This is a genomic window from Methylosinus sp. Sm6 (assembly GCF_019802345.1).
Classification (GTDB): domain Bacteria; phylum Pseudomonadota; class Alphaproteobacteria; order Rhizobiales; family Beijerinckiaceae; genus Methylosinus.
On record NZ_JAINDZ010000009.1, the window covers coordinates 94361 to 118948 of the forward strand.

The window sequence follows — 24588 nt, forward strand, 5'->3', positions numbered from 1 at the left end:
ACCTTCAGGCAAAGCGATCTGCGGCTTCTTCGATCGCGTCATAAACCGCGTCGAGCTCATTCGCCTCCACGCAATAGGGCGGCAACACATAGATCGTATTGCCGAGCGGGCGCAGCAGCAGGCCGCGCGAGACGAAGAAGTCGTGCAGCGCCGGGCCGATCGTCGCCAGATAGCCGCTGTCGTTCACACGCAGATCGAGCGCCGCGATCGTGCCGATGCGACGCACGTCGGCGAAGCGGTTGCTGCGCGCAAAGCGCGCGAGCCGCTCCTCCTGCATCGCGCAGAGGCGCGCGATGCGGCCGCGCACATCCTCGCTCTCCCAAATATCGAGATTGGCGAGCGCCGCGGCGCAGGCGATCGGATTGGCGGTGAAGGAGCTCGAGTGAAAGAACGCGCGCGCGCGGTCGGTCGAATAATGCGCGTCGAAAATCTCCGCCTTGCACATTGTGACGGCGAGCGGCAGCGAGCCGCCGGTCAGGCCCTTGGCATAGCAGGCGATGTCGGGAACGATTCCGGCCTGCTCGCAGGCGAATAAAGTTCCCGTGCGGCCGAAGCCGGTCATCACCTCATCGGCGACGAACAGCACGTCATGCGCCGCGCAGATGCGCCGCATCTCGCGCAAGGTCTCGGCGCCATAAACGAGCATGCCGCCGGCGCCGAGCACCAGCGGCTCGACGACGAAAGCCGCAGCGTCGCCTTTGCTGCACGCCGCCTCCAGCGCGTCGAGCGTCGCCTGTTCGGCGCCGGCGCGCGGAAAGGGGATGCGCGTCACATCGAACAGCAGCGGCTCATAGGCCGCGTTGAACACCGAGCGCGCGCCGGTCGACATGGCGCCGATGGTGTCGCCATGATAGCCGTGCTCCAGCGCCAGCACGCGCGCGCGCGGCTCGCCGCGATTGCGGAAGAAGCCGAGCGCCATTTTGATCGCGACCTCGACCGAGGTGGAGCCGCTGTCGGAATAAAATAGGTGATCGAGCCCCGCCGGGGTCATCGCGACGAGCCGTCGCGCGAGGCTTTCGGCCGGCTCATGCGTGAAGCCGGCGAAGATCAGCTGATCGAGACGATCGGCCTGATCCTTGATCGCCTGCACGATGCGCGGATGGCGATGGCCGTGAGTGATCACCCACCAGGAGGAGATGGCGTCGAGAATGCGGCGCCCGTCCGCCGTCTCCAGCCAGGCCCCCTCCCCGCGCGTGACGAGGATCGCGTCCTTCTGCAGCGCGTGCTGCGTGAAGGGCCGCCAGATGGGCGAGGAATCGGAAGGGCTCATGGCGTCGCTCCGCTCCCGTCGCGCGTTCGGACGGCGGCGCCGGAAGATCGCCAGCGACGATCGAGCGCGACTCCTTCTCCCAAGGAGAGACGGCAGCCTCGCGAAACGAGGTCGGGTGAGGGGTTGTGCAAAAATCGGAGAGGCAGCGACCTATCCCCCGGCCGCTCCGCGGCCACCCTCTCCCTATAGGCTACCGCATGCACACATCTTGGAATGCGCAGCGCCGTCATGGCCAGGCTTGTCCCGGCCATCCACGCCGAGCCGCCGAGATAGTTTTGGAAAGCGCCAGCGATCTGCGAATGTCTCGTTTTTGCGCCAAGTCGCGGAGACTGTCGCCGCGGCGTCGACGCCGCGCATGAATGTGCGAGACACCTCGGCGTTGCGGCGTGGATGGCCGGGACGAGCCCGGCCATGACGGCCTCCTGGAAATGAGCGACTCCCTTAGCCCTATGGGAGAGGGATGCGCCCATGCTTGAACGATTTGCTCGGCGCTGGTCGGGGATCAAATGTCATCCCCCGAAAAATCCGCGAGCCGAAACGCCTCCTCGAAGCTCGCGCGCAACTCTTCCGCCGTCAGCGAGGCGAGGAGCGGCAGACGCCCAAGATCGCGCGCGCCCGACATTTGCGCGATGATGCGCCGCGTCTCCTCATTCTCGTCGCCGATGAAGGCGACGCCGAGCACGGGGATGTCGCGGCGGCGCAGCGCCTCCAGCGACAGCAGGCCGTGATTGATCGCGCCGAGCGTCGTGCGCGCGCAGAGCACTGTGGGCAGGCGCCATTGCGCGAGGAGATCGGCGGTCGGCAGCGTCTCGGTCAGCGGCGTCATCAGCCCGCCGGCCATCTCGACGACGAGCGGCGCCAGCGACGGCGGCGCGAGGCGAGCGGCCTCGATCGTCATCCCGTCGAGCCGCGCGGAAAAATGCGGCGACGCAGGCGTGCGCAGCGAATAGGCTTCCGGCAGCAGCCTCGCGCTCGGAAGGCCGGAGAGGCGCGCGACGGCTTGCGTATCGGTCTCGCCGTCGAGCCCCGCCTGCACCGGCTTCCAATAATAAGCGCCGAGCGCGCCGGCGAGCGCCGCGGAGAAAACCGTCTTGCCGACATTGGTGTCCGTGCCGACGACGACGAGGCGCGTCATGACGCGAGTCTCGCGATCTCCGTCGCGAGATCATCGATCATCGCGGCGATCTCGGCCTCGCTCACATCGAGCGTCAGCGTGACGCGCAGCCGCGCCGTTCCCTCGGCCACGGTGGGCGGGCGGATGGCGCGAGTGTCATAGCCGCGCGCCTGCATGGCCGCGGCGAGCGCGAGCGCGCGCGCGTCCGAGCCGACGACGATCGGCGCGATCTGCGACAGCGGCGCCGCGAGCCCATGGCGCCGCAGCGCGCGTCCGGCGAGCGCCACGCGCGCGGCGAGCGCCGCACGGCGATCTTCGGCGCCGTCGATGATCGGCAGCGCCGCGCGCACGCAGGCGGCGAGGAACGGCGACGGCGCGGTGGCGAAGATGAAAGGCCGGCAGCGATTGACGAGAAACTCCCGCAACACGCGCGGCGCCAGAGTCAGCGCGCCGGAGAGGCCGAGCGCCTTGCCGCAAGTGTGCAGCGTGACGACATTGTCGCGCCCCTCGAGCGCCGCCGCGAGGCCGCGCCCGCCGGGGCCGAACACCCCCGTCGCATGCGCCTCGTCGATGAAGAGGAACGCTTCATATCGCTCCGCGAGCGCGGCGAGATCGGCGAGCGGCGCGAAATCGCCGTCCATGCTGTAGAGGCTCTCGACGATCAGGAAGGGCCGGCCGGTTCCGCCGGCGCGGCGAAAGGCGTGGATCGCCGCCTCGAAAGCGTCGACGTCATTATGCGCGGCGGCGACGCTCGTCGCCCGGGAGAGGCGCATGCCGTCATGCGCGCTCGCATGCACCAGCGCGTCATGCACGATGAGATCGCCGCGCTGCGGCAGCGTCGCCAGCAGAGCGGCATTGGCGGAAAAGCCGGCGCCGAAGAAGAGCGCGCTCTCGGCCCCGAAGAAGGCGGCGGCCTCTTTCTCCAGCGCCTCGTGCTCGGGATGATTTCCGCGCAGCAGGCGCGAGCCGCCGGCGCCGAGCGGAACGCCGCGCGCCAGAGCCGCGGCGGCGGCCTGCGCATATTCGGGCGACTCGGCGAGGCCGAGATAATCATTGGAGGTGAAGTCGAGGCCCGTGCGCGGCGCGAGCCTGCGCAGCCTGTCATGGGCGGCGAGGCCGGCGAGATCGGCGGCATAGGCCCCGAGCAGCCCGCCGCCGCCGGGCTGCGCCTTCGATGTTTGATTCGGCACGAGCTTCCTGTTTGCTGCGGCGAGACCGGCCGATGACGCCCGTCCGGGGAATAGGGCGTCGCCGGCCGCCTGTCGAGTCCCGCCCGGCGCGCTGGTGATGCGCTGGTCCGCAACTTGCGTAACGGTCGGACTGTCCTTGACGAGAAGGCGAGCTTCGATGGCGTTCACCTCCATTTGCAACAAAGACGCCGTGAGCGAGGGCGGCATGGGCCTGTTCCAGGCCGGCCGCAAGAGCGTGCTGCTGGTCTGGCCGGAGGGCGGCGAGCTCAAGGCCTATCGCGGACGCTGCCCCCACGCCGACATGCCGCTGACCGAGGCCACCTTCAACGGCGCGACGGTGACCTGCCCGCATCACATGTGGGGCTTCGACGGCGCGAACGGCAAATGCGTCACCCATCTCGTCCGCAATGCGCTGCATCCTTACGAGCTGCGCGTCGAAGGCGACGAGATCCAGGTCGATGTCGGGCCGGCGCGGCCGCCGCGCTCGGGCGGCGAATCGGCCTGACGCCGTCACTCGCGAGACGCAGCGGCGGCGCTCGACGAGCGACGCCGCCCTGGCAGCCTGCGCCGGCAAATTCGAAGCCTCTCGAGAGCGAGCCATCAGGCTCGCTCTCGAAGCCCATCAAATTCGATCATCGAACGGAATCGTTCGATCGATCAGAATTCGCTCGAACTGAAGAATGCTAGAGCGGCGGCGGAACCGAGATCTCGCCTGCGCGGCAGCTCTGCCGCGCGACCTCGGGACAGGCGCGGAATTCGCGCAGATCGCGCGAGAAGCACAAGCGCACCTCGGCGAGCGCGCCCTTGCGGCAGGTGACGGCGAGCATTCCGGGCCGCAGCCGCGGATTGGCGGCGACGAAGGCGCGCTGAATGTCGAGCGGCGCGAAGGTCTGCGGCTCACGCGGATGCTCGAAGGGCGCCGGAATGGCGACGCTCTCCCGGGCGCGCCGCACATCGCCGAAATAATCGCTGGGGCTCTTGCCGGAACAGCGGCCGTGCTTGCGCCACTCGTGACGCGCGAGCCCTTCGTCCGGGAAAAGTCCCTCGGCGCGAGCGAGCGCGATGCGCGACGGCGACGCGGCGCCGTCGCAATCGCTCGGGAAGCCGTGCTCATATTGCGGCCAGAGGCCATGCACGACGAAAGCCTTGCCTGCTCCCGGCGCGCATTGCGCACGGCGCTGCGCGCCGTCGCTCTCGCAAAAGCCCGGCGACCAGGAGAGGCTGAGCACATAGAAGTCGAAGTCGCCACCCGCGCGCGGCGTAGGGCCCATTGAATCCGCCGGCTCGCCGCGGGCGAGCGCCGGCTCGGCGCAAAGGCGCATTGGCGCGAGCGCGACGAGGGCCGCGACGGCAAACGCCGCCAGCGGAGCCGCGAAGCGCAGCGCCTCGGCACGCGGGCTCCCTTGCCGAAAAGCGAGAAACCTCGAAGCGGCGCGTCGCATCCTCGGCCTCCGACCATGTCGTAATTCGCCCGATTGATGCAGGAGCGAAGCGCTGCGCGTCAAGAGCACTTTCGCGGTCGAAGGCGCGCAGGGCCGTTGACACCGGATAATAGCCTAGCTAGCTAATAGGATTATCGCGACGGCCTCGCGCTCGAATCCACACAGGGAGCGCGAAACAGGGAGAGCGAAAATGAGCGATCAATGGGACTATCAAATTCGTCTCAACCTCTCCGACGACATCGCCGACATCGCGCGACGCGACCCGTCGAATGAGGCGATCCGCCCGCTGGCGGAGATTTTGACGCGGCATCACGCCGCGCTGCGCAACCAGTTCGACGCCTTCGCCGATTATGTCGCCGCCGCCGAAGCGCATGGCGTCGAGCAGTTCCCGCTCTATAAATGGACTAAGGCCACGATCGAGGACCCCGAAAAGAAGGCCAAGCATATCCGCGCCTTCTCGCTCCATGTCGATGGCGAGGAGGTCTATCCGAAGGCGGCGGCCGATGCGCTCGAGGCCGAGCTGGCGCCGCTGGTCGGCGGCGGGATCGTGGTCAAGCTGTCCAAGCACGACACCAATCCGGCGAATAACCCGCAGGCGCCGGCGCATCTGCGCTGAGCAGGGTAACGGCGCGTCGCCGTCGATTTCGGCGAAATGGTCGGCGCGTCCGCGAACTCTGCGCTCAATGATTGTATTGCGACGACGGAGCGGATATTAATTTGCATCGTTCAGTTCCAGCTTCCCATTGCGGAGCAAAACTATGTCGTCCTCTTGTCGTGCCGTTGTCATTCTCGCCGTCGCCGTCGCCGCCACAACTGCTTGAGCAGCCGAGCAAAGCTTCGGCGCCAATCCTCAATTCGGCATCAATCCTCTGACGAGCGGGGCGAGTGGAGGCTCCGACTCGCCCCAGGCCAATCCGGCTGCATCCGTCGCGCGCTCGGGAGTTGTCGCCGTCAGCCTCTCCGGCACGATCAAGTCAAACGTGCCGCCGGTAGCTTCGCGCAAGCTGTACTGTAGCTTATCCATCCGCTCGACTGGAGCAAGCTACAATTCCCGCAATGCGTTCATTCCGGCCGTGATTTCCGGCAGCAACTTTGCCTGCTCGGCCAAGCTGGCTTACAAATGGCAGATCGAGCCGACTACGGAACGCCTCGCGGCGAGCGCCGCCGTCACTGCCGCCGACTCGTCGATCCCGATCTCGGACATGGTCCAGGCGAACATCGGTTTCACAGGCAACTTCATCGGCTACAACTTCCCAAACACATCGCCCTTCCCCGCCAATAACGCGACGACGACACTGTCGGCCACCGGCCTCGTATTCTGACTTGCGGCGAAACCCGCCGGCGCTTTCCGCCTCGGCCTTCGAGGCAGAGCGACTTTTCCGCGCAGCGGCGCCCGCGCCAGCGCGGATCAAAAAACTGCAGAAGCGCGCTATAATGCGACGCATGACCGCGCTCCCTCGTCTCTCCTCGCGCCGGCTCGGCGCGCTTCTCGCCCTGGCGGCGCTGCTCCTGTTGAGCGCCGCCGACGCCGCGCGCGCGCAGGATCCGTTCGGCGATTTGCTGCACGGCCTGTTCGGCGGCGGGCAGGCCCCGCGGCAGGCGCGTCGACCGCCGAGCGACGAGAGCCCGCGCATGCGGCGCCTCGTGCCGCATCGCGAATATGGCGCCCCGGCCTATTGGCGCGGCCAGACGCGCTCCGCCAAAAAAGCCAAGCCTCAGCAGCCGACCGACCCCAACGCCCCGAGCTTTCAGGTCGTGGCGATCGGCGACACGCTCGGCCAGCAGCTCGCCGACGGGCTCGACGAAGCCTTCGCCGACCGTCCCGACGTGCGCATCCTCCATCGCGGCAAGGAGAGCTCGGGCCTCGTGCGCGATGATTTCTTCGACTGGCCGAAAGCCGTGCGCGAGCTGCTCGCGGGCGGCGAGAAGATCGACGTCGCGGTGGTCATGATCGGCAGCAACGACCGCCAGGCGATCCACGAAGGCGGACAGAGCTTCGAGCCGCTCTCGCCGCTCTGGCGCCAGCACTATGCCGCGCGCGTGGACGCCATCCGCGCCGCCTTCAAGGAGAAGAAGATTCCGCTCGTCTGGGTCGGCCTGCCGGTGACCAAGAACGAGCATTTCTCGGCGGATATGGCCAAGCTCAACGATATTTATCGCGACCGCGCGACGCTCGACGGCGCGCCCTTCATCGACATCTGGGAGGCTTTCGCCGACGAGCGCAATCAATATCAGGCCTTCGGTCCCGACATCAACGGCCGCATCGTGAAGCTGCGCGCCGGCGACGGCGTGCATTTCACCGACGTCGGCGCGCGCAAGGTCGCGCATTTCGTCGAAGGCGAGATCAGGCACGCAATCGAGGCGATGCGCCAGCCGGCCCCGCCTCAGGCCGCGCCGGCGGCGCCGGAGGCGGCCGCGCCGGCGGGCGAAGCGGATACGCCTGCCGAAGGACCGCAGCAGGCCGCCGAACCCGCGCCGCAGATCGTCGCGCCCGGCGCGCCCATTCCGGTCGCGGCGCCGACCCTGCCCGACCGGCCGGCGATCGGCCCGATTCAGCCGCTGACGGCGACGGTCGCCGCCGAGGGCGAGCTCGCGCGGCGCAACCGGCCCGCCGCCCCGCCTGCAGACGCCCGCGGAGCCGCCGCCCGCGCCCTGGTCGATCACATTTATGTGGAAGGCGGCGACCAGCCGACCCATCCGGGCCGCGCCGATGATTTCGCCTGGCCGAAGCGCGCGCCGAACCAGGCGCAGCCGCATTGAGCGCGGGCCTGCCGACTTGCTTCGGACAGGGTGACGTCCGCCGTGCGGGCAATGAGGATTTTCGTCAAATCGCCGCATCCTCATAAAGCGCGGATTCGAGCTGCCCGCGAGGAATGCCGAGACGTCGCCCTCCGGCGCGGAACGCCGGCGGGCCAGCCGCATTTTTCTCCCGCATTGCCAACCCTCGGCTATGTAAGGAGAATATCATGGCCCATTGTTTGCGCGCGGGGGCGGCCGCCCTCGTTCTCGCGCTTTGTGGCGCGGGCTCCTCCGCGCAGGCGTTCGAAAATCCGCTGGCGCTGCTCTTCGGCGGCGGCGGCTCCCGCGTCTCGTATGGCGACGCGCATCTTTCCGGCGATTACGGCTCCGGGACGCGGTCGGTGGTCGAGGATCCGACGCGCAGCCGTCCGGGAACCATCACCGTCGACACGCGCAACCGCTATCTCTATCTGTCGATGAACGACGGACACGCCATCCGCTATGGCGTCGGCGTCGGGCGCCCGGGCTTCACCTGGCGCGGCCACACCCATATCGGCCGCAAGGAATCCTGGCCGAACTGGACGCCGCCCTCCGCCATGCTGCGGCGCCGGCCGGATCTGCCGCGTCATATGGTCGGCGGCGCCAATAATCCGCTCGGCGCGCGCGCCATGTATCTCTACTCGGGCAAGCGCGACACCATGTTCCGCATCCATGGCTCGAACGAGCCCTGGACGATCGGCCAGGGCGTGTCCTCTGGCTGCATCCGCATGATGAACGGCGACGTGACCGATCTCTATAATCGCGTGAAGGTCGGAACGAACGTCAACGTTCTGTGAGCGAGCGCGATCGGGCGGCGGCCGGCTCGCCGTCGCCGCCCGCCTTCGTCAACCCACGCAGTATATACTGGTCGTCGTCGTCATGGCGATCTCCAGGACGACCCACGCGCCGATCAGAATCCAAGCCAGGCGCTGCTTCTTCTGCCCATAGAGATAGGCGCCTGCGAGCGGCAGGGTCAACAGCACATAGGGAAGGGTCGAGTTTCCGATATTCTCGCAGTACCAGATTGCCGTCGGCATGTTGACCATCACCTCGGTAGGTTGGTGTCGCCCATCAGAAAAGCGTCGACCGCGGCCGCGCATTGCCGGCCTTCGCGGATCGCCCAGACGACGAGCGACTGTCCACGCCGCATATCTCCGCACGCGAACAGTTTTTCGCGCGACGCCGAATAGGTGTTCGTGTCCGCCGCGACATTGCCGCGCCCGTCGAGCGCGACGCCGAGCGTCTCCAGCAGCCCCTCGCGCACCGGCGAGACGAAGCCCATGGCGAGCAGCACCAGATCGGCGGGGAGCGTGAAGGCGCTGCCGACGATAGGCTGCATCTTGGCGTCGACGCGCTCGCAGCGCAAACCGGTCACCACGCCGTCGCGACCGATGAACTCGCGCGTCATCACCGCGAAATCGCGCGCCGAGCCCTCCTCGTGCGAGGATGAGGTGCGCATCTTCAGCGGCCAGTCCGGCCAGGTGACGAGCTTGTTCTCCTTCTCGGGCGGACGCGGCATGATCTCGAGCTGCGTCACCGACAGAGCGCCCTGGCGCACCGACGTGCCGATGCAATCCGAGCCGGTGTCGCCGCCGCCGATGACGACGACATGCTTGCCCGAGGCGAGAATGGGTTCATTGGTCGCGAGCGGCTCGCCGGAGACGCGGCGGTTCTGCTGCGGCAGGAAATCCATGGCGAAATGCACGCCGCGCAGCTCGCGGCCGCGAATCGGCAGATCGCGCGGCTGCTCGGCGCCGCCGGCGAGAACGACCGCGTCATGCGTCGCGACCAGCTCGTCCGCGGCGAAATCGACGCCGACATGCACGCCATAGTGGAAGACGACGCCCTCGGCCTCCATCTGCGCGACGCGGCGGTCGATCAGCTGCTTCTCCATCTTGAAATCGGGAATGCCGTAGCGCAGCAGGCCGCCCGCCTTGGCGTGCTTCTCATAGACATGCGCCTCATGACCGGCGCGCGCGAGCTGCTGCGCCGCCGCGAGGCCGGCGGGACCGGAGCCGACGATGGCGATGCGCTTGCCGGTCTTGCGCTTCGGCGGCTCGGGCGTGACCCAGCCCGCCTCGAAGCCGCGGTCGACGATCGCGCATTCGATGGTTTTGATGGTGACCGGCTGATCGATGAGATTCAGCGTGCAGGAGGCCTCGCAGGGCGCGGGGCAGACGCGGCCAGTGAATTCGGGAAAATTATTGGTCGAGTGCAGATTGGCGAGCGCCCGGCGCCAGTCGCCGTGATAGACGAGGTCGTTCCAGTCCGGGATCTGATTATTGACCGGGCAGCCATTGTGGCAGAACGGAATGCCGCAATCCATGCAGCGCGCGGCCTGGTTGCGCGTCGCCTCTTCCGAAAGCGCGATGACGAATTCGTCGTAATGGCGGATGCGGTCGGCGGCCGGCTTATACTTGCGGTCCTGCCGGTCGATCTCGAGAAAACCCGTCACCTTGCCCATATCGTCGCCAACCTTGCGGCCGAGGCCGCTCGCTCGCGAGCGTCGCGAGACGCTCCACCCTCTATCCAATTCCTAACATGAAGCCGGAAGCCGCACGACGGCAAATTCTACGCCGCGCTCGCCTTCGGAACCACCTCGCGCGCATAATCCTCGACCATCTGCCGCGACAGCGCGCCGGGCGTGAAGCGATAGGGCCCCGCTTCGGCGACCGGAGTCACCTCGGCGCCGGTGCCGCAGATGAAGCACTCGCTGAACTCGGGCAGCTCCTCCGGCATGATGCGCCGCTCGACCACCTCGATCCCGCGGCGCTGCGCGAGATCGATCACCGTGCGGCGGGTGATGCCGTCGAGGAAGCAGTCGGCGATCGGCGTGTGCAGCACGCCCTCCTTGACGAAGAACACATTGGCGCCGGTGCATTCGGCGACGCGGCCCTGCCAGTCCAGCATCAGCGCATCGGCATAGCCGCGCCGCTCGGCCCGATGCTTGGAGATGGTGCAGATCATGTAGAGGCCGGCTGCCTTGGCCAGCGAGGGCGCGGTCTGCGGATCGGGACGGCGATAGTCCGCGATGTCGAGGCGAATGCCTTTCATCTTGGTCTCGACGTCGAACATGCTCGGCCAGTCCCACACCGCGATCGCCACATGAATGGTCGAGTTCTGCGCCGCGACGGCCATCATCTCGCTGCCGCGCCAGGCCACGGGACGGACATAGCAGCTCGAAAAGCCGTTGATGTCGACGACGGCCTTCTTGGCCGCGTCGAGCTCGGCGACGCTGTAGGGAATTTCGAAATCGAGAATCTGCGCCGAGCGGCGGAAGCGCTCGGAATGCTCGGTCGACTTGAAGATCACGCCGCCATAGGCGCGCTCGCCCTCGAACACGCTGGAGCCATAGTGCAGGCCGTGCGAGAGCACATGCAGCTTGGCGTCGCGCCAGGGGAGAAGCGCCCCATCATACCATATGTGGCCGTCGCGCTGATCGAAGGGCAGGACCGACATTGGAGTCTCCGCTGGGCTATGATCGCCACTCTGTCCAAGACCACTAGCCACGCGCCAGAAATATGTCAATATAGCTGACGTAAGAGCGATGACGCGCCATGTCGTCGAAGGGCGTCGCGGAATGAGCAAGCCTATGTTTCTCGACTCGCTTTTTCATCCTTTCGAAGCTTCTGCGCCGCTCTCGAAAGCAAGGGCGTGTTCCTCTCCCATAGGGAGAGAGCAGCCGGCGGACATAGCGCGGGCGCGAATGTGAAGACGATCGTCGAACGCAAGCTCGTCAAGGGAGCGGCGGCTCCGCCAGCGGCGGGCCGCGCTCAGACGGAGGTCCAGAACGAGCCGATGGTCGATTTCATCGAGCTGTTCTTCTTCGCCTATCGCGACTTCGTCGGCGACGCCGACCGTCTCCTCGAAAATTACGGCTTCGGCCGCGCGCATCACCGGGTGCTGCATTTCGTCAGCCGCAGGCCGGGACTTCCCATCGCCGCCCTGCTCGACATCCTGAAGATCACCAAGCAAAGCCTCAACCGCGTGCTGAAGCAATTGCTCGACGCCGGCTTCGTCGAGGCGCGGCCCGGCGCCATCGACCGGCGCCAGCGGCTCCTGTTCGCGACTGCGAACGGCGCGCGGCTGGCGCAGGAGCTCGCCGCGCTCCAATCGGAGCGGTTCCGCCGCGTGTTCGGCGAGCTGCCGCCGGACGCGCAGGACGCGGCCGCCGATTTTCTGCTGGCGATGGTCAATTCCTCGGACCGCGAGCGGGTGCGCGCGCATCTCTCGCCGCGCCGCCGGCGGCGGGACGAGATCGCATGAGCGTCGCCGCTGCAGCTGCGCCGCCTGAGGATCGCGCGCGGCGGCATATTCTCGTCGTCGACGACGACAAGCGCATCCGCACCCTGCTCACCCGCTATCTCCTCGCCGAAGGCTATCTGGTCAGCGCCGCCGCCGACGCCGCCGAAGCCATGGCGCGGCTCGCCGACATGGCCTTCGACCTCATCGTGCTCGATGTGATGATGCCGGGCGAGAGCGGGATCGACTTCGCGCGCCGGCTGCGGCGGGAGCCCGAACCGCTGCGCTCCGCGCCGATCCTGATGCTGACCGCGCTCGGAGAGACGCGCGACCGGATCGAAGGGCTGGAGGCCGGCGTCGACGATTATCTCGCCAAGCCGTTCGAGCCGCGCGAATTGTCGCTGCGCGTTGCCGGCATATTGCGGCGGACGATCCGCTCCGACCGGCCGCGCGGCGTGACGGCGGTGCGCTTCGGCGCCTTTTTCTTCGACCTCGAAAAGGGCCGATTGCTGGAGCATAACCGCATCGTCCATCTGACGACACGCGAAAGCGAGATGCTGACCGCGCTTTCGCTCGAAGCGGGCGCGATCCTGCCACGGCGACGGTTGGCGCAGCGCGCGGTCGATGGCAAGATCGAGTCCGCGGGCGAGCGCAGCGTCGATGTCGAGATCGCGCGGCTGCGCCGCAAGATCGAGCGCGACGAGGGCGGCCCGCGCCATCTGCAGACGATCCGCGGCCGCGGCTATCGGCTATGGGTCGACGAGATGATCGGCGAGGACGAGGAAAACGGAAGCACGCCATGACCTTAGCTCTTCCCGCTCCGCTCGACGCGCCGCGCCGCCTGTGGCGCGGCTTCGCCGGCTGGCTGCATGAGCGCATGCCCAAAGGGCTGTACGCCCGCTCGCTGCTGATCGTGATCTTGCCGATCGTGCTGCTGCAATCGGCCGTGGCCTATTTCTTCATGGAACGCCATTGGCAGGCGGTGACCTCGCGTCTCTCCGCCGCCGTGGCGCGCGACGTCGCCGCGCTCGTCGATCTCTACGACGTCGTGCCGGAGGCGACGCGACGGGAGACGCTGCAGCGCATCGCCGGCATGGATCTCAACGTCGAGCTGCATTTCCTACCCGAGGAGCCGCTGCCGCCGACGACCGGCAAGCCGTTCTTTTCGCTGCTCGACCACACGCTCTCACGCGAATTGTCGCGGCGCATCTCCCGCCCCTTCTGGATCGACACGGTCGGGCGCTCGCATGTGGTCGAGATTCGCGTCGGCCTCCCGGATGCGACGATGCGGATTCTCGCCAGCCGCACTTACGCCTATGCCTCGAATTCGGAGATTTTCTTCATCTGGACGGTGATCGCCTCGCTCGTCATCATCGCTATCGCCACTTCGTTTCTGCGCAATCAGATCCGTCCGATCCTGCGGCTGGCGCGGGCGGCGGAGGAATTCGGCAAGGGTCGCGAGGTGGACTTCAGCCCGCGCGGCGCGCGCGAGGTGCGCCAGGCCGGCGCCGCCTTCCTCGAGATGAAGCGCCGGGTCGAGCGCGCCATGGAACAGCGCAAGACCATGCTGAACGGCGTCTCGCATGATCTGCGCACCATCATCACCCGCTTCAAGCTGTCGCTGGCGCTGATCGGCGAATCCCCCGAATCGGCCGAAATGAAGAAGGACGTCGCCGAGATGGAGCGCATGGTGGAGGGCTATCTCGCCTTCGCCCGCGGCGACGCCGGCGAGACGACGGAGATGGTCGACGTCGCCGCTCTGCTCGAGGAGATAAAGGGCGAATCGCAGCGGCTCGGGCTCGAGGCCGAGGCGCGCTTCTCCGGCCGTCCGCGAGCGGCGGTGCGGCCCGCGGCCTTCCGCCGCTGCCTCGCCAATCTCGTCGGCAACGCCCAGCGCTACGGCAAGCGCATCGCCCTCTCCGGCGTGAACGACGGCGTGCGCCTCGTCGTCCATATCGACGACGACGGACCCGGCATTCCCGAGGACAAGCGCGAGGACGCCTTCCGGCCGTTTTATCGGCTGGACGAATCACGCAATCAGGACGAGAGCCATTCGGGCCTCGGCCTCGCCATCGCGCGGGACATCGCCTATGCGCATGGCGGCGCGGTGAAGCTCGCCGAGTCGCCGCTCGGCGGCTTGCGCGCGACGGTTTCCCTGCCGGTGTGAGCGCGTCCGGTCATCCGCCCTCACCCCGAGAAGCCCGCGCAGCGGGCGTCTCGAAGGGGCGTCCGCAGCGCCTACTGAAGCATCCTTCGAGGCGATGCGCTTGCCGCGCGGCGCGGCGATCGAAGGCGAGCCGCGTCACGACTCCGGCGGACAGGGAATCTCTCGCGTCACGCCTTCGAGAAAAGCCTTCATTCCCGCATTGGCGCGCAGGGGGCTCGGCTTCTTGTTCGCCTCGAAGGTCAGAAAGGTGACGATGCCGCGCGGATTTATGGCGATCACCTTGTATCGCTCCGATCCGCCCGTCGCATAGCATTTGCCCTCTTTGATGTCCTCGGCCGTCAGAGCCATGATCGGTTCTCCTTTCGCGTTCGACGCTCGACGCCGTTCCGCAAGAGCCGTGCCGAAAGCTCAGTGGTCGTGGTCGTGATCATGATCGTCGTCGGCGCCTTTCTTCTGGACGACATGCTCGGTCAGAAAATCGCCGGCGGCGATGACGCCGTCGTCGTCGAGCGCGTGGCCGAGCCCTTTGCGCGTCATCGACCAGACGCGCCCGCCGCCGGCCGCGATCGACGCTTTCGCCTCGCGCATCGCGGCGAGCGGCGCGACCTCGTCGGCGTCGCCGTGGATCAGCAGCATCGGCGGCGCGGTCTCGGCCCGCGGCGCCGGCGCACCGTATGGACCGCCGGAGAAGGCGACCACCGCCTTGACCGGCCCCGGACGCGCGAGCCCGGCCAGGACGGCGAGCGTCGCCCCTTGCGAGAAGCCGACCAGCGCCAGATGCGAAGGCGGCAGATGGCGCTTTTCCAGCGCCGCGTCGAGGAAGCGGTCGAGCGCCGCGATCCCCTTCTCGAGCCCGCCCTCCTCGGCCGGATCGAACCAGCGCCCGCCCGGCGCCTCGGCGGCGAGAAATTCGGCCTTGGGCAGGGTCGGCGCCCAATTGAGCGCCTGATCGATGATAGATTGTCCGCTCTCCCCTTCGCCATGCAGCAGCACGACGAGAAAAGCGGGCTTGCCGCAGGACAGGGCGGCGAGCGCCGGCCCTTCGACGATTTCGGTCATGGCTTCTCCTCGGCGCCGGCCGCGCTGGCGCCCAATCTGCTTCTCGAAATTTGGCGCCGAAGAGGGATCGGCGCGCAACGAGAACCGATGCCGCAAAGCAAGAGGAGGACCGCGTGGCGGACTATCAAGTGACGGTCGAGGAGCAGCCGGACGGCAAATGGGCGTGCTTCCTGCATGTGCCCGGCGAGGAGCCGTACAACCTCGGCAAGACCTTCAAGAACGAGGAGCGCGCCGAGGCCTGGCTCACTGTCGGCGAGGCCACGACCGCGATCGACATGGCGGTCGCGAAGCTCACGAAAAAGTAAGCCGGCGGAAGACGCAGCGGGCTCGCGCTGTCGGATATCCGACAGCCGACCCTCGTCCTTCGTTCCTATTGTCCGACGCGGGAGGCGCGGAATCGCCGCCCTCCCGCAGCAAGCACTCCGTGGGGACCTCGATGACGGTAGATCTCAAGAGCGATTGGACCGACGCCGACATTGCAAAGCTGATCGGATCGGTGACCGACGACCGCGACTGGCGCCTCGAGGTCAGCGCCGAGGGCGTCGCCTCGCTCGTCGACAAGACCGCCCATCCGACCGACGCCGCCTATGACGACACGCTTCATTGCTTCCTGGAGACCTGGATGCAGGGCACGGATTTCGTCGGCCCCTCGGCCGCCGGCGACAAGGAGCTGGTCGGCAAGATCGCCAAGGCCCTGCGCGAGAACTATCCTGCTCTGAAGGGCCCGAAATTCGTCTACGTCTCGCTGTGAGCGCGGCGCGTCGTCTGCTTTGGCTCCGGGAAGACGGCGCGCCCCCGCTCTCCGCTACTTGCTCGCGCCCCGCGCGGCGAGCAGCTTCGTCACATCCTCGAGCGCCTTTTTCGCCGGAGCGAGATTGGGATCGAGACGCAGCGACGCCTCGAGATCGGCCTTGGCCGGCTCCAGCTCGCGCTTGCCGCGGTAGGCGTTGGCGCGATTGAGAAAAGCGCGCGCATAAGTCGGATCGAGCTCGACGGCCTTGCCGAAATCGGCGATCGCCTTGTCGAAATCGCCCTTGGCGTGCAGCGCGAGGCCGCGATTATTATAGGAGATGGCGTGCTTGCCGTCGCGCGCGATCGCCGCGTCATAGTCGGCGATGGCGTGGTCGAGATCGCCCTTGGCCTGATACAGAGCCGCCCGATTGACATAGGCCTGCGCCGCCTTCGGCTCCAGCTTCACGGCGGCGTCGAAATCCGCCAGCGCATGATCGAGATCGCCCTTGGCTCGGTAGGCGCGGCCGCGATTGGCGAGCGACGTCGCCGATTTCTTGTCGAGCTGCAGCGCCTTGTCATAGTCGGCGATGGCGCGGTCGAAATCGCCGGCGGTCTGGCGCGCGTCGCCGCGCCCGACATAGGCCGCCGCCGATTTCGGCTGAGCCTCTATCAATGTGTCGTAATCGCCGATGGCGCCGTCATTGTCGCCTTTGGCGCGCTTGGCGGCGGCGCGGGCGGCGAGAGCGGCCGCCGCCGTCCGGGCATCCATCTGCAAGGCCATGTCGTAATCGGCGATGGCGCGGTCATATTGGCCCTTGGCGTGGAACGCGCCTCCGCGATTCATATGGGCGATGACGTGATTGTGCAGGGTCTCCTTGCGCCCGCGATCGATCACCTCGGTGCAGGCGGCGATGCGCGCATCGGGATCGGAACTGCGGCAGCCGACCCACGGATCGCTCGCTGCGCCGGCGCCGCCGCCCGCGAGCGACAGAACCGTCGCGGCGACGACGAGGCGAACGGGCGGCGAAAGGTCGAGGACGAACGAAAGACGCGCCATTTGGCCGACGGGCTCCATGAAGTTGACAATTCTGGTATGGTTTCACTTCGACGCCCGGAGGGCAATCCGGAATCGCGCGCCGACGCTCCTCATCGCGCCGGCGCTCGTCAGTGCGCCGAGGCAGGCGCCCCGCGCTTGGCGGCCGCGCGGCGCGCGTTGCGCTTGTGCATCCAGCGAATCACGCCGGTGACGAAGACGAGCGGCCAGGAGAGGCCGAACAGGAACACGGCGATGCGTCCCGGCCAGCCGGCGACATAGCCCGAATGAAGCGGCCATTGCCAGGCGATGAAGCCGTCGCCGTCGCCCGACAGCGGGTCGTTCACATGCCGCACCTCGCCGCTATAGCGGTCGACGAAAACGGTGCGACGACCCTCGAGGCCGAAGCCGATGGGAAAGAGCTGATTGACGGCATAGGGCGATTCGTCGGTCGCCGGCTGAACCGTCGAATAGACGCGCCCGCCGGGAAAGCGGCGCTGAACCGTCGCCACGGCGTCGTCCAGCGTGGCGCGGCCGCCCTCGGCGAGCGAGCGGATCGTCTGCGGCTTCGTCAGCGGCGAGAACAGCTCGACCGCTGCGCGAAACTGCTCCGGCAAATTGAAATAGACGCCGGACATCAGCACGGCGATCGCCACCGGCAACAGAAATATGCCGGAGAGCCGATGCAGGTCATAGGTGACCCGCTCGGCCTTGGCCGGCCATTTCATGGTGAAGGCGTTCTTCCATTTCCCATTGCGCGGCCACCAGAGATAAACGCCGGTGAAGGTCGAGACGAAGGCGAGAAGGGCGATGACGCCGACCACGAGGTCGCCGGTCACCGGCCACAGCAGATCGTAATGCAGATCGAACAGGAGGCGGACGAAAGCGCCGCGAAGCATGTTCTCGGGATCGCGCCACAGGCGCTCGCCGGTGACCTTCGCCGAATAGGGATCGACGAAGACGTGCCAAGCCTGCGGCTTCTCGGCTCCTTCGACGGGGCGGCGGTAATAGAAGAGAAAAGCCTGGTCGTCGCTCTGCGGCCAATAGGTGAAGCCGAGCCTCGCATCCGCCGCTATGCTTTTGCGCGCGGCCTCGGCGATCTCCTCGAGCGGCCGCCATGCGCTCCGCCCCTGCGGCGGCGCGGCGACGATGCGCAGTTCGGGGTTCAGCGCCTGATCGATCTCCTGGAAGAACACCAGAGCCGAGCCGGTCACGCCGATCACCGACAGGAACAGGCCGAGCGCGAGCCCGAGCCAGAGATGAACGGCGCGCCAAATCTCGCGCCAATTCCGCAAGGTGGAGAGGCGTCGCGCGGAAGCGGGCGCCGCCAAAGCGATTTCGGTCATATCGAGGCCTCCGGATGACCGGCCGTCCGCCGCCGCCGACAATCCGCCGTCATCGGAGCCGAGACTGACGAAGGCCCGGCGGCTTTGCAAGAGCCCGCGGCGGCGGCGCGCTCGAAAAAAGCGCGAGCGGCGGCGGTCCGGCGCACGGCGCGCTCTTGAAAACAGTGGCGTTCCCGCCGAATTCGGGCGAAAGAGGCGCCGAGACTCTTCAGATCGGCGCAAAATTATTCTAAGACAGAGTTCGATGAGCCTCTTGACCTCGACCGAAGATCTCGCTGCGGCCTGCGACCGCCTCTCCCGCCATCCTTTTGTGACCGTCGACACGGAGTTTCTTCGCGAGACGACCTTCTGGCCGAAGGTGTGCGTCATTCAGCTCGCCTCGCCCGAGGAGGCTTTCGCCGTCGACACGCTCGCCGAGGGCCTCGATCTCACGCCCTTCTTCGAGCTGATGGCCGACATGCGCGTCGTCAAAGTGTTTCACGCGGCGCGACAGGACCTCGAGATCATCTGGCGCCTCGCCCGGCTCATCCCCGCGCCATTGTTCGACACGCAGGTCGCGGCCATGGTCTGCGGCTTCGGCGACCAGGCCTCCTATGTCGAGCTGGTCAAGGCCATCGCCAAGGAGAGCCTCGACAAATCCTCGCGCTTCACCGATTGGTCGAAGCGCCCGCTGTCGACCGCGCAGATCGACTACGCCATCGCCGATGTGACGCATCTGCGGCAAATTTACACGCATCTGCGCCAGCGGCTCGAGCGCTCCAACCGGCTCGACTGGCTCGTCGACGAAATGCGCACGCTCACCTCGCCCGAGACTTATGAGCAGAGCCCGGAGAACGCCTGGGAGCGCCTGCGCCACCGCGTGCGCAAGCCGCGCGACCTCGCCGTGCTGATGGAGCTCGCCGCCTGGCGCGAGGCGGAGGCGCAGGCGCGCGACGTGCCGCGCGCGCGGGTGCTGAAGGACGACATGCTGATCGAGATCGCGCTCGCCGCGCCGCGCAGCCAGGAGGCGCTCGGCGATCTGCGCGCCTTTCCGCGCGGGCTCGAGCGGTCGCGCTCCGGCGCGGATATCGTCGCCGCGGTCGAGCGCGGCCTCGCCCGCGATCCGGCCGCCCTGCCCCGCATCGAGCGCGAGCGGCGCAGCGGCAACGGCGCGACCGTCGAGCTGCTCAAGGTGCTGCTCCGACAGGTGGCCGAGGAGACCGGCGTCGCCACCAAAATGATCGCCACCGTCGAAGACCTCGAGGCCATCGCCGGTGACGACGCGGCGGATGTGCCGGCCCTCTCTGGCTGGCGGCGGGCCATTTTCGGCGAAAAGGCGCTGCAGCTGAAAGCCGGACGGCTCGCCCTCGCAGTCGAGCGCGGCAAGGTCGTCACGCTCGACTGGCAGGAGCAGGACGAGCCGACCCGCTAGCGGCGTGATTCGGTCGATTTGACAGGAATGAAAGAGCGAGCCTGAAGGCTCGCTCTTTCCTCGCGCCTTCGAGCGCCCGCCCGAAAGGCGGAAATCTCCAAACCGACGCCGGAAAATCTCCCTGCCTGATCAGGTGGGTATAGGTGGGATACGCCCAACCCGCATGCGCGCCTCGGCCCACCCGTTTTGCGGCGCAAAATGAGGCAATTCAGAGACAAGTGATTGCATTCTCAAATAGTTCTATAGACGCCCTCATGCGACAATGCGCGCCTTGATTGATTGAGGTTGCAGCGCAACATAGATTCATGTTGCAACGCAACCAGAACTCGGCGGGAGACCTTCGCAAGGCAAAGCCCGCGCTCCGGTCAATCAGGAAGGACGATATTATGAAGACTGCAGGCGACCGCATTTTCGCTCTGGCTCTCGGCGCCGCGGCGCTGAGCCTCGCGGGCGCGCCCCTGCGCGCCGAGCCCCTCTTGCTGAAGCCCCTCGCCGCCGCGAGCATAGACGCAGGGCCCAAGCACATGGTCGGCTATTTCGTCGGCTCCGAAGGCGCCTGCCGGCTCACGCTGATGATCGCCGATGCGTCCAGCCTCGAGCAAGCGACGCCGGCGACCGCGACAACGCGCCTCGTCGTGCCGATCGACAGCGGCAAGGCGGCGCAGGTCGACACTTCGGTCAGCAAGACGCTGCGCTTCACTTGCTCCCCCGACGGCGGCGCCATGACGGTGACGACGATCGACCGCGGCCGGCGCACGGCCGAGTAACGTGACGTCGCCGCGAGCGAGCTCGAACGCTTCCGGTTCAGTGGCGAGCCTAAGCCGGCGCCGCGGCCTCGATGCTCGCCTCCGCGCCGATCGACAGCGGCAAGGCGGCGCAGGTCGACACTTCGGTCAGCAAGACGCTGCGCTTCACTTGCTCCCCCGACGGCGGCGCCATGACGGTGACGACGATCGACCGCGGCCGGCGCACGGCCGAGTAACGTGACGTCGCCGCGAGCGAGCTCGAACGCTTCCGGTTCAGTGGCGAGCCTAAGCCGGCGCCGCGGCCTCGATGCTCGCCTCCGCGCCGATGAGCCGGGCGAGCGCCTTCGCCCGGCTCGTCAGCCTTTCGCTGGCGAGCTCGGCGAACTCCTCCGGCAGGCTCAGCGACAGGCGCCCGTCCCGCGCGACGATCGGCGTTCGCGGCAAGACGCCGGGCATCGCCGCCGAGAGCAGATAGGCGACGCGCAACGCCGCCGACAGCAGCCGCGCCCGCTCGAGCAGGCGCGTCGTCAGCAGCCCGCGCACCGGCAGGGCGCCCTCGCTGTCCGGCCCCGAATGGCGCAGCACCGCCACCAGCGCGAGAAAAGCCCGCCCCGGATGATCGACGGCCACGAAGGCCGAATTGGTGATCACATTCATCGACTGGCTGGCGCGATAATCGGGATGCGCCCGCCAGCTCACATCGGAGAGGAAGCAGGCCGCATGGCGCAGCCTCGCCTCCTCCTGCGTCTCATCGAGGCCCGAGGAGGCGATCAGCGCGTCGGTCCAGGCGATCAGCTCGTCCCCATAGCCCGGCGCGCGCGCCATCGCCTGCTCCAGCTCGCGCGCGGCGAGGACGAGCGGATCGGTCGCCCGCGCCGTCTCCGACAGGCGCTCATACAATAATCCCTCGCGCACGCCGGCCGCGGAGATCACGACTTCCTTGGGCTTTGCCCGGCGAATCACCTCGTCGAGCACGATCGCGCCATAGCCGAGCAGCGGACGCCGCGCCGCGGAGACGGAGGCGATGTCGGCCAGGGCCTCGCTGTCGACGCGCTCCAGGAGGCTCGCGAATTCGGCCGCGTCCTCGGCGGGGATACGGTAATTGTGCATCACGTCGAGCGGATAGTTGTGCTGGCGCATGTGCAGCCGCGCCAGCGCGCGCCACGTGCCGCCGACCGCATAGAAGGCGCGGCCGCGCAGCCGCCCCAGCGGAGACGCCTCCTCGATCGCCTTGCGGGCGATGCGTATGGCCTGGCGCGTCGAGCGGCTGGAGGCGTCCATCAGCGCGAGGCCGCCGAGCGGCAGGGTGACGCCATTGCCCATGCGCCCGCCATGGACCTCGATCAGCTCCAGCGAGCCGCCGCCGAGATCGCCGACGACGCCGTCCGGCTCGTGAATGGCGGACATGACGCCGAGCGCCGACAGCTCGGCCTCGCGCCCGCCGGAGAGCAGCAATATGTCGCGGCCGACCGCCTCGCCCGCGGCGGAGAGGAAGCTCGCGCCATTGACCGCGTCGCGCGCGGCCGCGGTGGCGATCACCTCGACGTCGCAGATCTCCATGATCTCGCACAGCGAGCGGAAGCGCCGCAGCGCCTGCAGCGCCTTGCGCATGCCGTCCTCGGGCAGGCGGCCGGTGGTGACGACGCCGCGCCCCAGCCCGCACATCACCTTTTCGTTGAAGACGGGCGTCAGCGCGCGCTCGAGCGCCGCATAGGCGACGAGGCGCACCGAATTGGAGCCGATGTCGACGATCGCGACGGGCGCGGCCGCTGCGTCCTCGATTCGCTCAGCCTTCTTCTCGGGGCTTGAGGAGCGAGCGCGGGCGCCATTCCTTGAGTGACTTGCCACGGCCGGACAGACTCGGGTTGGTCATGAAGTACTTATGGGCGTTGAATCGCTCTTCGCCCTCGGGGGGAGTTATGCGTAAGGACGAGCCGTCCGGCAAGACTCGATAGCTCTGTTCATTGTCGATCAGATTGGCGAGCATGATCTGGTCCAGCACCTGCTGATGCACGGTCGGATTGGTGATGGGCATCAGCACCTCGACGCGGCGATCGAGGTTGCGCGGCATCAGATCGGCGGAGGAGATGTAGACATGCGCCTTGGCATGCGGCAGCGCATGCCCGCCGCCGAAGGCGTAGACGCGAGCGTGCTCGAGGAAGCGCCCGACGATCGACTTCACGCGAATATTGTCGGAGAGGCCCGGAACCCCCGGACGCAGGCAGCAGATGCCGCGCACGATGAATTCGACCGCCACGCCGGCCTGTGAGGCGTGATAGAGCGCGTCGATGATCTCAGGATCGACGAGGGCGTTGCATTTGCCCCAGATCGCCGCCGGCTTGCCGGCCCTGGCGAAGCCGATCTCCTGCTCGATATGCTCGAGCAGCCGCGTCTTGAGCGAGATCGGCGAGACCGCCATGCGCTCGAGTCCGGCGGGCTCCGCATAGCCGGTGATGAAATTGAAGATGCGCGCGACGTCGCGGGCGATCGCCGGGTCGGCGGTGAACAGCGAAATGTCGGTATAGATGCGCGCCGTCACCGGATGGTAATTGCCGGTGCCGATATGGCAATAGGTGGCGATGCCGCCGCTCTCGCGCCGCACCACCATCGACAGCTTGCCATGGGTCTTCAGCTCGATGAAGCCGAACACGACCTGCGCGCCGGCGCGCTCCAGGTCGCGCGCCCAGCGGATGTTCGCCTCCTCGTCGAAGCGCGCCTTCAGCTCGACCAGCGCCGTCACCGACTTGCCGGCCTCGGCCGCCTCGACGAGGGCGCGCACGATCGGGCTGTTGGCCGAGGTGCGATAGAGCGTCTGCTTGATGGCGACCACATTGGGGTCGCGCGCCGCCTGCTGCAGGAATTGCACGACGACGTCGAAGGTCTCGTAAGGATGATGGACGCAGAGGTCCTTCTGCTTGATGGCCAGAAAACAATCGCCGCCATTGTCGCGCACGCGCTCGGGAAAGCGCGGGCTATAAGGCTTGAACTTGATGTCCGGGCGGTCGAGCGCGACGAGCTCCGACAGATCGTTGAGCGCCAGCATGCCGTCGAGCGCGAACACTTCGTCCTCGGTGACGTCCAGCTCCTCGGCGACGAGCGCTCGTAGCGATTCGGGCATGTCGGACGCGAATTCGAGGCGGATCACCGAGCCGCGTCGACGCCGCTTCAGCGCCGTCTCGAACAGGCGCACCAGATCTTCGGCCTCCTCCTCCACCTCGAGGTCGCTGTCGCGAATGAGGCGGAAGATGCCCTGCCCGCGCAGCTGGTAGCCGGGGAAGAGCTTCTGCGCATTGATGGCGATCAGCGTCTCGAGCAGCATGAAGCGCTCGCGCCCCTGCCCCGCCCCTTGCGCGCTCGGCAGCCTGACGAAGCGCTCGATCTTCTGCGGCAGGCGCACCAGCGCATGCAGGGTCTTGCGGTCGCCCGGACGCACCAGCTCCAGCGCCAATGTGAAGCCGAGATTGGGAATGAAGGGGAACGGATGGGCCGGATCGATGGCGAGCGGCGTCAGCACCGGGAAGACGCGCGACATGAAATGCTCGTCGAGCCAGTCGCGATCGGTCTTCGTCAGATTGCCGGGCTCGACGATGACGATGCCGACATCCTCGATCTCGGCGCGCAATTCACGCCAACGGCGCGATTGCTCGGCCGTGAGCAGCGCGACCCGCTCATTGATCTTGACCAGCTGCTCCGCCGGCGTCAGCCCATCCTGCGAGGGAGTCGTCAGCCCTTCGCGCATCTGTCCGCGCAGGCCGGCGACGCGCACCATGTAGAATTCGTCGAGATTATTCGCCGAGATCGACAGAAAGCGCAGCTGCTCGAGCAGAGGATGGTTGCGGTTCGACGCCTCCTCCAGCACGCGGCGGTTGAACTCGAGCCAGGACAATTCGCGATTGATGAAGCGTTGAGGAAGGCTGGCCAGCTCGTCCGGCCGCAGCAGCAGATCGCCCGGCTGATCCATGACCGGAATGTCCGCGCCCGTGCGCCCCGCTTCGAGATTGTCCTGAATATGCTTCGTCATGCTCGCTCTCTCTTGGCCGCGACGTTGGCCGCGACGG

At 67.4% G+C, this 24588-nt stretch carries 26 protein-coding genes; 13 read left to right on the forward strand and 13 right to left on the reverse strand.

Annotation, left to right across the window (positions count from 1 at the left end):
• Nucleotides 1–4: 4 nt before the first annotated feature.
• The 3 genes from K3F48_RS08355 to K3F48_RS08365 all read right to left on the reverse strand — a co-directional run bounded on the left by K3F48_RS08355 (nt 5) and on the right by K3F48_RS08365 (nt 3532).
• Nucleotides 5–1270, reverse strand: a complete 1266-nt coding sequence (locus K3F48_RS08355) for an adenosylmethionine--8-amino-7-oxononanoate transaminase (protein ID WP_222574966.1) — start codon at nt 1268–1270, stop codon at nt 5–7.
• Nucleotides 1271–1772: 502 nt separating this feature from the next.
• Complete coding sequence (gene bioD, locus K3F48_RS08360; RefSeq protein WP_222574967.1) at nt 1773–2405, reverse strand: dethiobiotin synthase; 633 nt, start codon at nt 2403–2405, stop codon at nt 1773–1775.
• Complete coding sequence (locus tag K3F48_RS08365; RefSeq protein ID WP_222575021.1) at nt 2402–3532, reverse strand: 8-amino-7-oxononanoate synthase; 1131 nt, start codon at nt 3530–3532, stop codon at nt 2402–2404. Before K3F48_RS08365 ends, bioD begins: the two co-directional genes overlap by 4 nt.
• Nucleotides 3533–3731: 199 nt before the next feature.
• Here K3F48_RS08365 and K3F48_RS08370 point away from each other — a divergent pair, with 199 nt between their 5' ends.
• Nucleotides 3732–4079, forward strand: a complete 348-nt coding sequence (locus K3F48_RS08370) for a Rieske 2Fe-2S domain-containing protein (RefSeq protein ID WP_222574968.1) — start codon at nt 3732–3734, stop codon at nt 4077–4079.
• Nucleotides 4080–4257: 178 nt separating this feature from the next.
• Here the strand turns inward: K3F48_RS08370 and K3F48_RS08375 are convergent, their stop codons facing one another.
• On the reverse strand, nt 4258–4896 hold the full coding sequence (locus K3F48_RS08375; protein WP_222575022.1) for a ribonuclease T2: 639 nt from the start codon (nt 4894–4896) through the stop codon (nt 4258–4260).
• Between the two features lie 310 nt (nt 4897–5206).
• On the opposite strand from K3F48_RS08375, the gene K3F48_RS08380 reads away from it, so the two are divergent.
• From K3F48_RS08380 to K3F48_RS08395, 4 genes are all read left to right on the forward strand, one after another.
• Complete coding sequence (locus K3F48_RS08380; RefSeq protein WP_222574969.1) at nt 5207–5632, forward strand: hypothetical protein; 426 nt, start codon at nt 5207–5209, stop codon at nt 5630–5632.
• Nucleotides 5633–5996: 364 nt separating this feature from the next.
• On the forward strand, nt 5997–6338 hold the full coding sequence (locus K3F48_RS08385) for a hypothetical protein (RefSeq protein ID WP_222574970.1): 342 nt from the start codon (nt 5997–5999) through the stop codon (nt 6336–6338).
• Between the two features lie 121 nt (nt 6339–6459).
• Nucleotides 6460–7776, forward strand: coding sequence for an SGNH family hydrolase (locus K3F48_RS08390; protein ID WP_222574971.1), 1317 nt, complete (start codon nt 6460–6462; stop codon nt 7774–7776).
• Between the two features lie 206 nt (nt 7777–7982).
• The gene (locus K3F48_RS08395) at nt 7983–8591 is read left to right on the forward strand and encodes a L,D-transpeptidase (RefSeq protein WP_222574972.1); all 609 of its coding nucleotides are present in this window, start codon (nt 7983–7985) and stop codon (nt 8589–8591) included.
• Nucleotides 8592–8639: 48 nt separating this feature from the next.
• Here K3F48_RS08395 and K3F48_RS08400 read toward each other — a convergent pair whose 3' ends face one another.
• The 3 genes from K3F48_RS08400 to K3F48_RS08410 form a co-directional block, all read right to left on the reverse strand.
• The gene (locus K3F48_RS08400; protein WP_222574973.1) at nt 8640–8831 is read right to left on the reverse strand and encodes a hypothetical protein; all 192 of its coding nucleotides are present in this window, start codon (nt 8829–8831) and stop codon (nt 8640–8642) included.
• 8 nt (nt 8832–8839) lie between these two features.
• On the reverse strand, nt 8840–10258 hold the full coding sequence (locus K3F48_RS08405) for a glutamate synthase subunit beta (protein ID WP_222574974.1): 1419 nt from the start codon (nt 10256–10258) through the stop codon (nt 8840–8842).
• Nucleotides 10259–10365: 107 nt separating this feature from the next.
• The gene (locus tag K3F48_RS08410) at nt 10366–11253 is read right to left on the reverse strand and encodes a branched-chain amino acid aminotransferase (RefSeq protein WP_222574975.1); all 888 of its coding nucleotides are present in this window, start codon (nt 11251–11253) and stop codon (nt 10366–10368) included.
• 249 nt (nt 11254–11502) lie between these two features.
• Between K3F48_RS08410 and K3F48_RS08415 the strand changes: the two genes are divergently transcribed.
• Genes K3F48_RS08415 through K3F48_RS08425 form a run of 3 tightly spaced genes read left to right on the forward strand, consistent with a single transcriptional unit; the run spans nt 11503 to nt 14203 of the window.
• Entirely contained in the window at nt 11503–12060 is a 558-nt protein-coding gene (locus tag K3F48_RS08415) for a MarR family transcriptional regulator (protein ID WP_222574976.1), read from the forward strand.
• Nucleotides 12057–12839: a response regulator gene (locus tag K3F48_RS08420; RefSeq protein ID WP_222574977.1), complete on the forward strand. Its 783-nt coding sequence runs from the start codon at nt 12057–12059 to the stop codon at nt 12837–12839. The genes K3F48_RS08415 and K3F48_RS08420 overlap by 4 nt, the downstream gene beginning before the upstream one ends.
• Nucleotides 12836–14203: an ATP-binding protein gene (locus K3F48_RS08425; RefSeq protein ID WP_222574978.1), complete on the forward strand. Its 1368-nt coding sequence runs from the start codon at nt 12836–12838 to the stop codon at nt 14201–14203. The genes K3F48_RS08420 and K3F48_RS08425 overlap by 4 nt, the downstream gene beginning before the upstream one ends.
• A 135-nt stretch (nt 14204–14338) precedes the next feature.
• Here K3F48_RS08425 and K3F48_RS08430 read toward each other — a convergent pair whose 3' ends face one another.
• Both K3F48_RS08430 and K3F48_RS08435 read right to left on the reverse strand, forming a co-directional pair.
• Nucleotides 14339–14551 carry a hypothetical protein gene (locus tag K3F48_RS08430; RefSeq protein ID WP_222574979.1) on the reverse strand — a complete coding sequence of 71 codons (213 nt, stop codon included), beginning with the start codon at nt 14549–14551 and terminating at the stop codon, nt 14339–14341.
• 60 nt (nt 14552–14611) lie between these two features.
• Nucleotides 14612–15262, reverse strand: coding sequence for an alpha/beta hydrolase (locus K3F48_RS08435; protein WP_222574980.1), 651 nt, complete (start codon nt 15260–15262; stop codon nt 14612–14614).
• 113 nt (nt 15263–15375) lie between these two features.
• Between K3F48_RS08435 and K3F48_RS08440 the strand changes: the two genes are divergently transcribed.
• Nucleotides 15376–15567 carry a hypothetical protein gene (locus K3F48_RS08440; protein WP_222574981.1) on the forward strand — a complete coding sequence of 64 codons (192 nt, stop codon included), beginning with the start codon at nt 15376–15378 and terminating at the stop codon, nt 15565–15567.
• A 131-nt stretch (nt 15568–15698) separates the two neighbouring features.
• Nucleotides 15699–16013: a hypothetical protein gene (locus tag K3F48_RS08445; RefSeq protein WP_222574982.1), complete on the forward strand. Its 315-nt coding sequence runs from the start codon at nt 15699–15701 to the stop codon at nt 16011–16013.
• A gap of 54 nt (nt 16014–16067) precedes the next feature.
• Here the strand turns inward: K3F48_RS08445 and K3F48_RS08450 are convergent, their stop codons facing one another.
• Both K3F48_RS08450 and K3F48_RS08455 read right to left on the reverse strand, forming a co-directional pair.
• The gene (locus K3F48_RS08450) at nt 16068–17051 is read right to left on the reverse strand and encodes a tetratricopeptide repeat protein (RefSeq protein WP_222574983.1); all 984 of its coding nucleotides are present in this window, start codon (nt 17049–17051) and stop codon (nt 16068–16070) included.
• Nucleotides 17052–17158: 107 nt separating this feature from the next.
• Entirely contained in the window at nt 17159–18373 is a 1215-nt protein-coding gene (locus tag K3F48_RS08455) for a PepSY domain-containing protein (RefSeq protein ID WP_222574984.1), read from the reverse strand.
• Between the two features lie 244 nt (nt 18374–18617).
• On the opposite strand from K3F48_RS08455, the gene rnd reads away from it, so the two are divergent.
• The 3 genes from rnd to K3F48_RS08470 all read left to right on the forward strand — a co-directional run bounded on the left by rnd (nt 18618) and on the right by K3F48_RS08470 (nt 20766).
• On the forward strand, nt 18618–19784 hold the full coding sequence (gene rnd / locus K3F48_RS08460) for a ribonuclease D (protein WP_222574985.1): 1167 nt from the start codon (nt 18618–18620) through the stop codon (nt 19782–19784).
• Between the two features lie 386 nt (nt 19785–20170).
• On the forward strand, nt 20171–20551 hold the full coding sequence (locus tag K3F48_RS08465) for a hypothetical protein (RefSeq protein WP_222574986.1): 381 nt from the start codon (nt 20171–20173) through the stop codon (nt 20549–20551).
• Nucleotides 20552–20622: 71 nt separating this feature from the next.
• Nucleotides 20623–20766, forward strand: a complete 144-nt coding sequence (locus K3F48_RS08470; RefSeq protein ID WP_222574987.1) for a hypothetical protein — start codon at nt 20623–20625, stop codon at nt 20764–20766.
• A gap of 49 nt (nt 20767–20815) precedes the next feature.
• Here K3F48_RS08470 and K3F48_RS08475 read toward each other — a convergent pair whose 3' ends face one another.
• Nucleotides 20816–22378 (reverse strand): Ppx/GppA family phosphatase, encoded by a 1563-nt coding sequence (locus tag K3F48_RS08475; protein ID WP_222574988.1) that lies wholly within the window; start codon nt 22376–22378, stop codon nt 20816–20818.
• A complete protein-coding gene (locus K3F48_RS08480; protein ID WP_222574989.1) occupies nt 22317–24551 on the reverse strand; it encodes an RNA degradosome polyphosphate kinase in 2235 nt (744 codons plus the stop codon). Before K3F48_RS08480 ends, K3F48_RS08475 begins: the two co-directional genes overlap by 62 nt.
• Between the last annotated feature and the right edge of the window lie 37 nt (nt 24552–24588).

Excerpts from the sequence above, each read along its gene's own strand:
- K3F48_RS08355 (WP_222574966.1), bottom strand. The coding sequence starts at position 1,270 with ATGAGCCCTTCCGATTCCTCGCCCATCTGGCGGCCCTTCACGCAGCAC.
- bioD (WP_222574967.1), bottom strand. The coding sequence starts at position 2,405 with ATGACGCGCCTCGTCGTCGTCGGCACGGACACCAATGTCGGCAAGACG.
- K3F48_RS08370 (WP_222574968.1), top strand. The coding sequence starts at position 3,732 with ATGGCGTTCACCTCCATTTGCAACAAAGACGCCGTGAGCGAGGGCGGC.
- K3F48_RS08375 (WP_222575022.1), bottom strand. The coding sequence starts at position 4,896 with ATGCGCCTTTGCGCCGAGCCGGCGCTCGCCCGCGGCGAGCCGGCGGAT.
- K3F48_RS08380 (WP_222574969.1), top strand. The coding sequence starts at position 5,207 with ATGAGCGATCAATGGGACTATCAAATTCGTCTCAACCTCTCCGACGAC.
- K3F48_RS08390 (WP_222574971.1), top strand. The coding sequence starts at position 6,460 with ATGACCGCGCTCCCTCGTCTCTCCTCGCGCCGGCTCGGCGCGCTTCTC.
- K3F48_RS08395 (WP_222574972.1), top strand. The coding sequence starts at position 7,983 with ATGGCCCATTGTTTGCGCGCGGGGGCGGCCGCCCTCGTTCTCGCGCTT.
- K3F48_RS08400 (WP_222574973.1), bottom strand. The coding sequence starts at position 8,831 with ATGCCGACGGCAATCTGGTACTGCGAGAATATCGGAAACTCGACCCTT.
- K3F48_RS08405 (WP_222574974.1), bottom strand. The coding sequence starts at position 10,258 with ATGGGCAAGGTGACGGGTTTTCTCGAGATCGACCGGCAGGACCGCAAG.
- K3F48_RS08410 (WP_222574975.1), bottom strand. The coding sequence starts at position 11,253 with ATGTCGGTCCTGCCCTTCGATCAGCGCGACGGCCACATATGGTATGAT.
- K3F48_RS08420 (WP_222574977.1), top strand. The coding sequence starts at position 12,057 with ATGAGCGTCGCCGCTGCAGCTGCGCCGCCTGAGGATCGCGCGCGGCGG.
- K3F48_RS08425 (WP_222574978.1), top strand. The coding sequence starts at position 12,836 with ATGACCTTAGCTCTTCCCGCTCCGCTCGACGCGCCGCGCCGCCTGTGG.
- K3F48_RS08430 (WP_222574979.1), bottom strand. The coding sequence starts at position 14,551 with ATGGCTCTGACGGCCGAGGACATCAAAGAGGGCAAATGCTATGCGACG.
- K3F48_RS08435 (WP_222574980.1), bottom strand. The coding sequence starts at position 15,262 with ATGACCGAAATCGTCGAAGGGCCGGCGCTCGCCGCCCTGTCCTGCGGC.
- K3F48_RS08445 (WP_222574982.1), top strand. The coding sequence starts at position 15,699 with ATGACGGTAGATCTCAAGAGCGATTGGACCGACGCCGACATTGCAAAG.
- K3F48_RS08450 (WP_222574983.1), bottom strand. The coding sequence starts at position 17,051 with ATGGCGCGTCTTTCGTTCGTCCTCGACCTTTCGCCGCCCGTTCGCCTC.
- K3F48_RS08455 (WP_222574984.1), bottom strand. The coding sequence starts at position 18,373 with ATGACCGAAATCGCTTTGGCGGCGCCCGCTTCCGCGCGACGCCTCTCC.
- rnd (WP_222574985.1), top strand. The coding sequence starts at position 18,618 with ATGAGCCTCTTGACCTCGACCGAAGATCTCGCTGCGGCCTGCGACCGC.
- K3F48_RS08465 (WP_222574986.1), top strand. The coding sequence starts at position 20,171 with ATGAAGACTGCAGGCGACCGCATTTTCGCTCTGGCTCTCGGCGCCGCG.
- K3F48_RS08470 (WP_222574987.1), top strand. The coding sequence starts at position 20,623 with ATGCTCGCCTCCGCGCCGATCGACAGCGGCAAGGCGGCGCAGGTCGAC.
- K3F48_RS08480 (WP_222574989.1), bottom strand. The coding sequence starts at position 24,551 with ATGACGAAGCATATTCAGGACAATCTCGAAGCGGGGCGCACGGGCGCG.